The following is an 11711-nucleotide window of genomic DNA, read 5'->3' as shown; positions in this document are numbered from 1 at the left end:
GTACTACCCCTTGTTACCGGCTTTTTTACCTGTGTGTTCAAAAAGACTAATCCCGACTGTCAGCACAAGCGACACACACAACGCCGGGATAATACCGCCGCCAGTCAGTTTGACCAGTTCGGGTACATACTGGAATACAGCCGCCGTGCCGCCGCCTAACACCAATGAGGCCATGGCCGCATTCTTGGTAACGCGTGTTTTACCTGAGCGGTCTTTCCATAAAAGCCCTAACACCAGTGGAATGAATAAACCGCCGCCGGTAGCTGCATAGCCAAACAGCGCCGCAGACAGCACTGTCGGAAAATTAAAGGCTACCCATACTGAGCCTACACCGAGAATGAGGGTCAGCCACCGCGCCTGTTTTACAAGCTCCTGGTCAGTTGCATCCGGTTTCAGCAGTGGTTTAATTACATCCATCAATAGGAGTGTAACACCTGAGTTCAATAACCCTGCCGATACCGTCATGTCAGCCCCGATGATGGTAACAACCAAAAGAGCAGCCAATACAGGATTTAGCCAGTTGGTTAAGAGCCAGGCAAAAGCCATATCAGGCCGCGCCAGATTGGGGTTAAGCACATAGGCTGCCATACCGATAAGAATGCTGGCCGAGCACATGACTACAGCGAAAATGGCTGTATACAAAAAGCCATTGCGGGCTGTATTCGCGTCTTTAGCTGAAAAGCACCGCTGCCACCAGGCCTGATAGGTAAACTGGCCACATACGGGCGTCAGGAAAAGAGTCAACGCCGCTGTAAAACCGATTGTGCTCATCGACCAGAGATCAGGCTTGATGGCAACAACCGATTCTTTAATACCGCCAAAGCCTTTTACACCGATAAACACGACAGCGAAAAAGATGAAACCGACAACAACCCGGATGATCCCCTGCACTAAATCAGTCCAGGCAATCGCCCACATCCCGCCCATTACTGTATATAGAATAGCTGTCAGCGCCGCAACCCAGATGCCTGTCACCGGATCGATGCCCATAACAACAGATAAGAGTGTGCCGATGCCAATGGCTTGTGCACCAGTCCAGCAAATCATTGGAATGGTCATAATAATGCCACCGGCAGCCCTAAGCCATTTGTCATGAAACATTTCCTGCTCAAGAAACTCATTGATGGTAGTATAGGCGTACTTGCCGGCAATTCCAGCTAACAGCAGGGCAAATACCACCTTGCTGCCTTGTTCGCCCAACAGCATCCAGAACTGGTTAAGGCCAATCTGATACCCCTTACCGGCATAACCGATAAAATTTCCTACCCCCATTACTGTAGCAAAATCGGCAAAGAATACCAGAATGAGCGGCAGCTGTTTGCCGCTGATAAAGTAGTGGCTGGTGCTCTCGCCGCTTTTTCCGGCAAACCGGTAACCGATATAAAGCTGCAGCGGGATTAAAAATAGCAGAATCCATAAAGCAATAATACCAATTTGCGTTACCTCCATTTTGCACGCTCCCCCCTTTTCTTTTTAAGCAACCGTTTACCTAAATATATATATAGCAGACAATAAAAAAATGCCCAGGTCTGTTGACCGGGGCATTTTAGCAAGCAATGTATTCAAAATACTCAGTATGCACAACTGCTGTTTAGTCTGTTATCTGAAAAATTTTTCGGGACGATTCAGCGAGATTAGCAGCCAATTCTGCCAGTGACTGGCTGGATTTAGCCATTTCGTGTACAGCCTCGGTTTGGCCGCTTACGTGCTGATCAATATTGTCAATTTTACGTGTTAGCTCAGTAATGGCCTGTTGAATGGCACCCAAAGACGAGGATATTTGTGTGACTGACTCTGCGCTTGACACGGCCAGTTTACGGACCTCAGCCGCTACCACCGCAAACCCCCTGCCCATCTCGCCTACCCGGGCAGCCTCAATGGCAGCATTGAGCCCCAGCAGGTTCGTTTGACTGGCAACATTTTTGATGAAGGTTACAATCTCATTGGTCTGATTGGCAGTAGCCAGGAGGGTTTTTCCTAATTGGTCAAGCTCATTACTGGTACTGGCTAACCCGGATGAGCGGCTGGCAAGTTCCTGCAACCCAGCTGTCAGTTCTTCCGAAGCGGCAGCCAGTTCACTTGTAGCGTTGTTAATACTTTCAATAATAGTGATACTCTGAGTAGTTGTGACACAGCCAACAACCTTGCCGTCTTCCTTAAAAGGCAAAGCACAGGCGACGTAGGCAATACCGTAGGGTGATTTGTCCTTGGGAATGACCCTGACCACCTGTTTTCCTGTGTCAAGGGCCTGTTTACTGGCACCTGATAGTACGGGTTCGCCAACTTTCGTTTTGAGGTCTAAATCATCGGCAGGTAGATACAGCACGTATTTGCCGTCGCGGATGACAGTAAATCCGACATCAGCCGCAACGATATCGTTAATGTATGGTGCTAAATCATAAAACATATCTAAAATCTGGTACCCGGTAAGCTGCCTCATACTTAACATCCTCCCAGACCGGTCATTGCCAGTCATTCTATATGGATGTTAAATATTCGCGTTTCTGCTAAAAATACCTTTTTTCGACAAAAAATAAACTACCTGTTTTTACCCGGCATTCTACCCCGCCTATCAAACGATCCTAAAACAACTATTTCATCGACAGATTTCACGGCTATCGATAATAACCGAATCAGCCTGCAGTTTGGTCATATCAAAGCTGGGTATTAGCTCGGCAGCTCTAACAGGCTGAGGAACGTCGATTAAATTTGCCTTAAAGGCCAGATAGCCGATAATTGCTTCTGCTGTAACGCCCTGCGCCCGTAAAGCAGCAATGGATAAAGCCTGCTGGCGCTTCGATAACCTGTGACCATCCGGGGCAATTAAGAGCGGCACATGGGTAAATACCGGAGCGCGCTGCCCCAGCAGCCGGTAGAGAAGCAGTTGACGCGGCGTTGAACTTAACAAGTCATACCCTCTCAAGACATGGGTAATGTCCATGGCGGCATCGTCCACTACAACAGCTAGTTGATAGGCATGAACGCCATCTGACCGCCGTATGACAAAATCGCCGACCTCCTGACTGAGATCCTGGCTGACAAACCCTGCCTGTACGTCAGTAAAGGAGTATTGCCCTGGCGGCACTGCTAAACGAAGCGCCGGACGCCGGGCTGCTTTAAAGGCGTTATCTAGCTTGCGCTGTCTGCAGACACCCGGGTAAACACGTTCAGTTTCTCCTGCGTGCGGTGCTGAAGCTGCCAGCTCAGCCCGCGTGCAATAGCAAGGATATACCATGCCGGCTGCCTCCAGGCGTTCCAGTGCTGCCTGATACAATTCGCGGCGCTGTCCCTGGCAATAGGGAGCATATGGGCCGCCAATATCTGGCCCTTCATCCCAGTCAAGCCCCAGCCATTGCATATCAGCCATCAGCCTGTCAGCATACGACTGGCGCGACCGTTCAGGGTCAAGGTCTTCCATTCTGAGCACCATGATTCCCCCGGCTGACCGTACCTGCAGCCAAGCCAGCAACGCCGTCCAGACATTACCTAAATGAATCTCACCGGTCGGGCTGGGGGCAAACCGCCCCCGCATTATTCGCATAACTCTATTGGGCCCTCCTTAGTTTTGCCGGTCTCTTTGGCAGCAGGCGCGAGCGTAGTTAAACACACGCCTGTAACCACCAGAACCATACCTGCCAGATGCATGAGAGTAATCGTTTCGCCGTATATTGCCCAGGCAATAAGCATGGCATTCACCGGCATAAGATTGATATAGGCGCTGGCCTTGCTGGCACCGATGCGCTTGATACCAACATTAAATAAAATAAAGGCCAATACGGTTGCAAATACCGCCAAATACACTAATTCAACCATAACCTGACCTGACAGCCGGGGCAGTGTGTACCACGCCCCCTCACCGAGTGAAATCAGGATTAAAAATACCGCACCAATCAGTGTTGACACTGTTGTTGCCAGTGATGGCTTAACTTTTCTCATAACAACCTTACCAAGCGAGGTATATGTTGTCCAACTGGCAACAGCGCCAAATAACAGGGTTTCGCCATAATTTAAAGACAATCCGGCCAGTGACGCAAAGTTGCCCTGGGTAATCACAGTCAATACGCCGGCCAGTGAGGCAACAATGCCAAGCCCGAGGCGCAGACTCCACTTTTCACCGAGAAACAATACAGCTATAATAGCTGTTGTCACAGGATTAATAACAATAACCAGCGCACCGGTAATGGCCGATGTATACTGCAAACCAACAGCAAAGAAATAATTGTAGGCCAGTACACCGCTCAATCCCAGTCCGGTCAAGCCCAGCCAATTGTCTTTTATAACCTTTAAGTCCCACTCCCGGCGGACGGCCAGCCAGCCGCCTAAAAGCAGGCCAGCCAAAAGAAACCTCACAGCTGAGGCCGTAAGCGGCGGGAGTTCTGACAATACATGTTTGGTGCTGCCGAACGCACCGCCCCAGAATAGCGGCACTAAAAGCAGGATAAAGTAGATAGTTGAGTCTTTAGTTAGTTTCATTACTCGATATAGTCCTCTCTTATTGGTACAAATACCTCAATTGCTTCCACATATTTTTGCACCGTAACACTATGCTCCACCCCGCCAGGAATCGCCCAGCTGTCACCTGCCGTCAGCGGGTAATCCTGATCACCAATGGTCATAATCATCTCACCGGCTATCAGATAGCCCACCTGCTCATGGGGATGACTATGACGCGGCAGTTCAGCGCCAGCCGCTAAGACAAATTTAACTACCATGGATTTATCGCCTACAGCCAGCGTTTTTCTTTCCACCCCAGTCATAGCTGTAACAAAGTGTTTGTCTTTATCTCTGGTTACCATGTGCAAACTCCTCCTTTGCTATTACAACAATTGTTTGTTTTATACCATTCGCTGGCCGCTAAACATATTCCTGTCTGTAGAAAAAAGTCTCCCGCCCACAGGCAGGAGACTAAAAGCTTCCAGCTTACCTTATTACTGCTATTTCTGACTTGACTCGATTTCCCCGCTATCATTGGTAAGTCCCAATTTATCCAGCAGGGTAAAGGTCAGTCCAATAATAATTGCGACAGTAGTCGCAAGCGCCATGCCTTTGAGCGTAACAGAACCGAAGGTTAATTGCGCCCCGCTGATACCGATGATGAGAACAATGGCGGTTAATATGAGGTTTCGCGACCGGTTATAATCAACTTTGGCATCAATTAAGATGCGGATACCTGATGCGGCAATAACCCCGAACAACAAGAGTGATACCCCGCCCATTACGGGAGTGGGGATACTTTGAATGGCCGCTGCAAGCTTACCGACAAAGGATAGGATAATGGCAATCACAGCAGCAAAGCCGATGACCCAGACACTGTACACCTTTGATATAGCCATAACCCCGATGTTCTCACCATAAGTAGTATTAGGCGTTGAACCAAAGAAGCCTGACAACATGGTGGATAGACCGTTACCAAGCAGTGAACGGTGCAGTCCAGGCGAAGCAGATAAATCACGTCCGACAATGTTGCCGGTAACTACCAGATGGCCTATGTGTTCGGCAATAACGACAAGCGATGCTGGAACTATAATTGCAATGGCCTGGAGGTTAAACTCAGGAGCATAGTACGTCGGCAGCGCAAACCAGGGTGTGGCGCTGATGGCAGCGAGATTAACCATACCCATCACCAGTGCCAGTGCATACCCAGAGAAGATACCAATCAAGATCGGAATAACGGCCAGAAAGCCACGGAATAAAATCGACCCGAGAACAGTGACCCCCAAGGTAAAGAGCGATACAGTGATGGCTTTCATGTCAGGTGTTTTAGCCGTCAGGCCAGCCATATCGGCGGCTACCGGGGCCAATTCCAGGCCAATAATGGCGACAATGGCCCCCATAGCTGCCGGAGGAAAGACAATGTCAATCCACTTAGTACCAATAACACTAATACTCAGCGCCACCAGCGTAAAAATGACACCGGTGGCAATAAAACCAGCCAGGGCCGCCCCATAGCCAAACTGAGGCAACACAAGAAATACCGGTGACAAAAACGCGAAACTTGAACCAAGATAGGCCGGGATTTTTCCTTTGGTAATAAAGATATAGAGCAAAGTCCCGATACCGTTCCATAATAGAACTGTTGATGGATTAACCTTGAACAGGATAGGAACAAGTACAGTTGCGCCAAACATGGCAAATAAGTGCTGCAGGCTTAGTGGCAGTGTTTCAATGAGCGGCAGCTTTTCTTCTACCTGAATTGTGCGTCTCATAAAATTTCCTCCTTGAATTTTTAGTCCAATAAAGCACCAGTATATTTAATGGTAAAGGTTTCATAATTCTAATACCGTGTGCCAACAATTGTCAAGCTATGCGATACCAGGTCACTCAAAAGTTCCTTTGACGATAGCCTGTCCGTTTTGGACAAGCCACTTACCTTTGGCAAAAACATGTTCAATGTTGAGGTTTTGGTCAAGCACCACAATATCAGCATGACTGCCTGGTTCCAGCACCCCCTTTTCCGGGTATAGTTTTAGAATTCTGGCCGGGTTAATAGTGACTGGCCGTAGTGCCTCACTGAGAGGCAGGCCGCTGGCTGTCAGGTTTTTGACTTCCGCGTGTAAGCCGGTCATTTTAGCTACTTGCAGCCCGCTAATACCCCCATTGCCATCAAATACCGGTAGGCTGCCATGACCGTCTGAGCTTATTGTCATACTGTTGATCGATACCCCTTGTTCCAGACAATACTTAATCGCCTGTGCTGCTGTTAGGGAATCAGCCTGACCTGACTCATCATAAGCGGCGGCTGTAAAATCAATAACCCCACCCATTTGGGTCAGCCTGATTCCCTCATTAACCAGGTTCCAGTTACGGTTAATATGGGTAGGCACAAACTGAGCCACCGGGATTTCTGTCTCAGCCGCAATGTCAAAGATCAAAGTAAGCTGGCGCGCCCCGGCACCAATGTGAAGATGCAGCACACCTGCCTTGCCGCTTAACAGTCCGCCCACGCGGGATTCAGCGGCCAGCCTGGCAAGCTCAGCTTTGGCCGGCTGAGCGGAACGATGGTCGCTGATCGCAATTTCGCCGCAACCAATTACTTTATCAATAAGCACCAGGTCTGAGCGCACACTGCCGGTAATCGTCGGCGGCGGCACCTCGTACGCCCCGGTATATATGTAGGTGGAAATTCCCTCTAGTTCGAGCCCCCTGGCCTTAGCCAGCAGCCCGGCCATATGCCTGGTGATACTATCAGTGCCCAGACAGCCCACTACTGTCGTTATTCCAGCCATAGTAATGTCGCTTAGAACTACTTCAGGCGTTCGGGTGGCATAACCGCCTTCGCCGCCACCACCGAGTAAATGAACATGCTGATCGATAAAGCCTGGCACAACTCGCCTGCCTGTCACGTCAATTACCTGGGTTTTGCCATATTCAGGGGCAGGTTTGATAGCAGGAGCGATATTGGCAATCACCTGCCCGGCTATCAGGATATCCTGCACACCCAGGTTTTCGGGTGCAAAGACAGTGCCGCCTTTTAAGATTGTAAACATTTTGTCACCTCTGTAACCAACTGCATCTCGTGTTATTATGCAGTATTTTGGTTAAATCCACACCTGCAGTTTGTCTTTGTCACAAGGGACATTCTTTTACACTAAAAAGGAGCTAGCGTCCTGTTATAGGCGCTGGCTCCTTGCTATTAACAATACCGGGCAATATTTATCTCAATTAAAATAATCCCCTTAAATTTCCAATGATACTTTTCCCAGTAACTCCATACTGCCGGCGATATCTAATTTACTGAAATAATTATTGCTGACAGCTGCTATAACGACAGTGCTGGGTCCGGCTGATTTATTAATATCAATCTTGATATTATTATTTACACTGAGCTTCAGTTGATTATTTCGCGCTAATTCTTGCATCTCATACAATATCCCTTTGGAACCTACAGGGATTATTTCATATACTTCCTCTGCTTGGAGCAACTGTTTTATCATGCTGTAGTCAACAATATCCTCCCGCTTACTTGCTAAGACCTCCTGACCAACTTTCGGTTGTCCAATAGCAACCAACAAAGCATCACCTTTTATATTGTTTACCTTCAGATCTTTGGTTACAACAAGGCCGACCGTAGTAATACCGAGCCCTGTCGCCACCGTCGAAAAATTCTCTTCCGTACTTCCTGTCAGGACAACCTCGCCAATACCTGCTGCTTTTAGTTCTTCCTCAATGCCTTGGATAATAGCTTTGCCTGTAGGGTCCATTTCATTACAAATGGTATTGGTCAAACAAATGACCTCCGCACCAGTGCATAAAACTTCAAGAATAGCAACCCTGGCCGTATATTTACCGGTAATAAAGGGTGGAACTTTAAGCACGTCGCCTTCTTTCAGGCCAACGCTACCGCAACTGTCACAGGCAATCACCATGGTTTTTCCCTGTCCCAGATCCACTAAAGTTAAATCTCTTACTTTTTTTACATTCATATCTTTTTAATCCTTGCATCGCTTGCCACAGTTACTTCTCCTTTCACATTCCTGGCCCACTCGCCTTTAACTAATTTCCTGAAACTAGCGTAAAGATCCTGCTGCTTCGGAAAACTCTACATTCAAAAAAATTCCGCCCCTTTCCGGCTATATTTTTTAATCGCCTCAGCACTATCACCTACTATGTGAATAAATACTACCAGCTGATAATATAGCTACCTACATGTGTTGAGTTAAATAGTAACAAAGCAGCGGTTTTTAAAAACCCCCAAAGTCGCTTTGTGATCTTTTACCAATTTAACCGCATAATCAAAGTTTGCGGCCACTTCACTACAGCTGTGAACATCCGAACCAATTGTAATTCGGCTCCCGCCCACATCAAGATACTGTTTCACTATTTCAGAATCAGGTGCACATTCATGATATCCTCTTCGTAAAGGAGAAGTATTTATTTCAATGGCAATGCCCGCATTTACAATTTCATGTACAATCTCACCAATGAGTTCTTCTTCATGGCCCGATTCTTTCAGATATCTTTTGGGATTATCAAAGTGAGCCAGGACGTCAAAACCACCCAATTTAACAACCTGAAGCAGTTCTTCATAATACTCATGAAAAATTCTCTCATTTGTATAGTCCTTCAATAAAGATTTAGAATATTCATTGGTTCCGTTAATCCAGTGGAGACCTACTTTGTCTTTCCCGATATAGTGAATACCTACCATGACTACATCAAATTCTTTTTTTATAATCTTTTCAAATTGTTTTTGGTAAACATGCGGCTCCCCAAATTCAATCCCTGATAAAACATGAATTTTATCTCCAAACTTTTCTCTAGTACGCTCAATAGCATCCGAATATTTATCATAATCAAAATAGCGGCAACCAGGATCAAATTGGTTGTAATCAACATGCTCCGTAAAACAAATGTAACTCAACCCTTTATCAATAGCAGTTTTGCACATATCAAACATCTCATCTTTTGCATCTGCCGACAATATTGTGTGTACGTGCGAATCAGCTAATAAACTCAAGTTAATATCCTTCCTTCCAATTATCCTAAATTCCTGCCAAACCCGTCAAAGGGCAACAGATTGCCTCAACTTCACTACTTGTGCCGAAATACTATGTAAATTCCGTACCAATTTGTCAGGACGGACAGGTTTCAGCATATACTCAGCTACACCCAATTGAGCAGCTTCCTTTACGTAGTTAGAATTATCGGCAGCAGTTAACATAATTATTTTAGCACCCGGCAATATGTCGTGTATTTGTTTAGCAGCATCCAAACCGTTCATCTTAGGCATCTGTATATCCATTAGAATAATATCAGGTTGTACCCGGGCTGCAGCTTGCACAGCCAGCAAGCCGTCACTAGCTTCACCCACAATTGATATTTCCGGACAATGCCTATCTACAATAAAGCGAATAGCCTGCCGCTCCAATTGTTCATCATCTACGACGAGTAGTTTATACACTTGCCACATCCTCCTTGAACACGATGTATCTTGGAATCCCGAGGGCTGACCTAGTTAAATAGGTCAGCCCTTATCCAGGGACTTAGCCGCTCTTAACTGTTTAGAGTTGGTCATCGGATAAAACACTTTAGCTTGATTGACTCGTCAAACTTGACATATGCAGCGCAAGCTCCGGTATGCCAATGCCCTCCTTGGCAGATACTTGATATATTCGACCAGTAATACCGGCTTTACGCAAATTATTCTCGGCAATATCCGGACAAGCATCATGATGATCTATTTTAGTAACGATCCCTATAACTGGCTTGCGGAAAGCCGAGGCAAAATTAGGCGGATAAGGACAGTTGCGGCGGGTTGCATCATGCATTGCCCAGACTTCAATTGCTCCAGAGCCGGCATCAATCAACACATGGTAGTGGCGCGGTATTTCCAAATACTCACCGGGACAATCAATAAAAATGCTGGAAAAATCCAAAGCTTGTGTTTTTAGATATATCAGGGACTGGTTCAACAATTTTTGTTTTAAGGTAGTTTTGCCGGCGCCAATACCGCCAATGAGAAGAATTTTGCATCTCATATTCTTCAACTCCGTGTCACTTCGGCTGCGGTAAATCCTAATATGGTAACAAGCGTATTCACTGCCGCCCGGACAGCCGCCTCGACATCGGCTACGTTTCCTGTTAGCACAAGCGAGCCGGTAAACCGGTCAACAAACCCAATCTCAATATTGCCTGCCTTTACTGCCGCATCGGCGGCAATAATAGCAGCTTCACTGGGAGTAATTGTCATAATGCCCAATGCTCCGTCACCGCCAATCCCCAGCCGCTCATGCAAGCCACCTTGTGGATTGGGTAGGATATGAGCCATTGTCACTTGTTTACCCGGGACATATTCTTGAATCATTCGCTGCTTTTGCCCGGTAGTCATTCCCCTGTCACCATCCTTCCTGCACTGAGTTCTAAATGGCAATAATTAATCTATTTAAAGCTGTCAATTACCTGTTGTTGAGGACGGGGAATGACTATGCTATATACCAACATCCCCTTGCTTGCTGCCAGTTCGCTGCCGGCAGCAACAGCCGCTTTGACGGCAGCTACTTCGCCGGTCACGATACTATAGCTTTTTCCTCCGATGCCAAACGCCATATGCAGCCTAACCGGCATGACTGCAGCCATTTTGACAGCCTCATCGGTGGCCTCAATCGACGCTGCCACACTATAGGTTTCAATAATGCCAATTGCTTTCACATTGGTTAAGTCATTACCGCCCCCGATGGCTGGCAGAATGGATGGATGCACATTGGGGATGACAAAGTGATCCACCGTGTGCTGCGCCCCCAGTTCAATCCCGGCATTGATCGATTGCCTGACTGACGAGACATCCCCGCTCACGAGCACCATATATTTACCAGGGCAAAGGTGTTTAGCCACTAACAGGGTCACGTCAGCCGTCTTTGCCATGATATCAGAGGCCTCAATTCCTTTCGCTATACTGGTAAACTCAACAACGCCAATGGCATTAATCATTCGGAGCCACCCCCTTTCGAATGGTAATCGCTTGTGATGAAACCTGCTCAACAATCCCCGTTATGCTGGCATGAACCGGGGCGCCTAAGGCACCAGCCGGCATCTCAGCGATCAATTGTCCTGCGGTAACCGTGTCACCTTCCTTGACAACCGGGACTGACGGAGCCCCAATATGTTGGTGTAAAGGAATGCTCACCCGCTCCGGCGCATATAGCTCAGGCTGCAGCGGTGCTTCCGGTGGATACCATGGCTGTAGATTGAGGCGTGAGACTAAACGGGCTGAG

The 11711-nt window shown here is 47.4% G+C and carries 13 protein-coding genes and 1 pseudogene; all 14 read right to left on the bottom strand.

Features of this window, described 5'->3' with window-relative positions:
* Positions 1-3: 3 nt before the first annotated feature.
* On the bottom strand, positions 4-1449 hold the full coding sequence (locus tag VN447_RS16735) for a sodium:solute symporter family protein (RefSeq protein WP_325526486.1): 1446 nt from the start codon (positions 1447-1449) through the stop codon (positions 4-6).
* Between the two features lie 142 nt (positions 1450-1591).
* On the bottom strand, positions 1592-2440 hold the full coding sequence (locus VN447_RS16730) for a methyl-accepting chemotaxis protein (protein ID WP_325526485.1): 849 nt from the start codon (positions 2438-2440) through the stop codon (positions 1592-1594).
* A gap of 156 nt (positions 2441-2596) precedes the next feature.
* A complete protein-coding gene (gene gluQRS / locus VN447_RS16725; protein ID WP_325526484.1) occupies positions 2597-3541 on the bottom strand; it encodes a tRNA glutamyl-Q(34) synthetase GluQRS in 945 nt (314 codons plus the stop codon).
* Positions 3532-4473 carry a DMT family transporter gene (locus VN447_RS16720; RefSeq protein WP_325526483.1) on the bottom strand — a complete coding sequence of 314 codons (942 nt, stop codon included), beginning with the start codon at positions 4471-4473 and terminating at the stop codon, positions 3532-3534. The genes gluQRS and VN447_RS16720 overlap by 10 nt, the downstream gene beginning before the upstream one ends.
* Positions 4473-4796: a cupin domain-containing protein gene (locus tag VN447_RS16715; protein WP_325526482.1), complete on the bottom strand. Its 324-nt coding sequence runs from the start codon at positions 4794-4796 to the stop codon at positions 4473-4475. The genes VN447_RS16720 and VN447_RS16715 overlap by 1 nt, the downstream gene beginning before the upstream one ends.
* 138 nt (positions 4797-4934) lie before the next feature.
* The gene (uraA, locus tag VN447_RS16710) at positions 4935-6206 is read right to left on the bottom strand and encodes a uracil permease (protein ID WP_325526481.1); all 1272 of its coding nucleotides are present in this window, start codon (positions 6204-6206) and stop codon (positions 4935-4937) included.
* Positions 6207-6317: 111 nt separating this feature from the next.
* On the bottom strand, positions 6318-7487 hold the full coding sequence (gene iadA / locus VN447_RS16705) for a beta-aspartyl-peptidase (protein WP_325526480.1): 1170 nt from the start codon (positions 7485-7487) through the stop codon (positions 6318-6320).
* A 189-nt stretch (positions 7488-7676) separates the two neighbouring features.
* Positions 7677-8423 carry an AIR synthase related protein gene (locus VN447_RS16700; protein WP_325526479.1) on the bottom strand — a complete coding sequence of 249 codons (747 nt, stop codon included), beginning with the start codon at positions 8421-8423 and terminating at the stop codon, positions 7677-7679.
* Between the two features lie 233 nt (positions 8424-8656).
* Complete coding sequence (locus tag VN447_RS16695; RefSeq protein ID WP_325526478.1) at positions 8657-9457, bottom strand: histidinol-phosphatase HisJ family protein; 801 nt, start codon at positions 9455-9457, stop codon at positions 8657-8659.
* A 45-nt stretch (positions 9458-9502) separates the two neighbouring features.
* On the bottom strand, positions 9503-9901 hold the full coding sequence (locus VN447_RS16690) for a response regulator (RefSeq protein WP_325526477.1): 399 nt from the start codon (positions 9899-9901) through the stop codon (positions 9503-9505).
* A 127-nt stretch (positions 9902-10028) separates the two neighbouring features.
* Positions 10029-10478 carry a EutP/PduV family microcompartment system protein gene (locus VN447_RS16685; RefSeq protein ID WP_325526476.1) on the bottom strand — a complete coding sequence of 150 codons (450 nt, stop codon included), beginning with the start codon at positions 10476-10478 and terminating at the stop codon, positions 10029-10031.
* A gap of 5 nt (positions 10479-10483) precedes the next feature.
* Positions 10484-10828 carry a BMC domain-containing protein gene (locus tag VN447_RS16680; protein WP_325526475.1) on the bottom strand — a complete coding sequence of 115 codons (345 nt, stop codon included), beginning with the start codon at positions 10826-10828 and terminating at the stop codon, positions 10484-10486.
* 50 nt (positions 10829-10878) lie between these two features.
* Complete coding sequence (locus tag VN447_RS16675) at positions 10879-11427, bottom strand: BMC domain-containing protein (protein WP_325526474.1); 549 nt, start codon at positions 11425-11427, stop codon at positions 10879-10881.
* Positions 11420-11711, bottom strand: a pseudogene (locus tag VN447_RS16670) (hypothetical protein); the annotation flags it as partial. The pseudogene VN447_RS16670 and the gene VN447_RS16675, both read right to left, overlap by 8 nt.

The organism is Sporomusa sp., assembly GCF_035561155.1.
Taxonomy (GTDB): domain Bacteria; phylum Bacillota; class Negativicutes; order Sporomusales; family Sporomusaceae; genus Sporomusa.
This window is presented reverse-complemented; position numbering and strand designations above follow the sequence as displayed.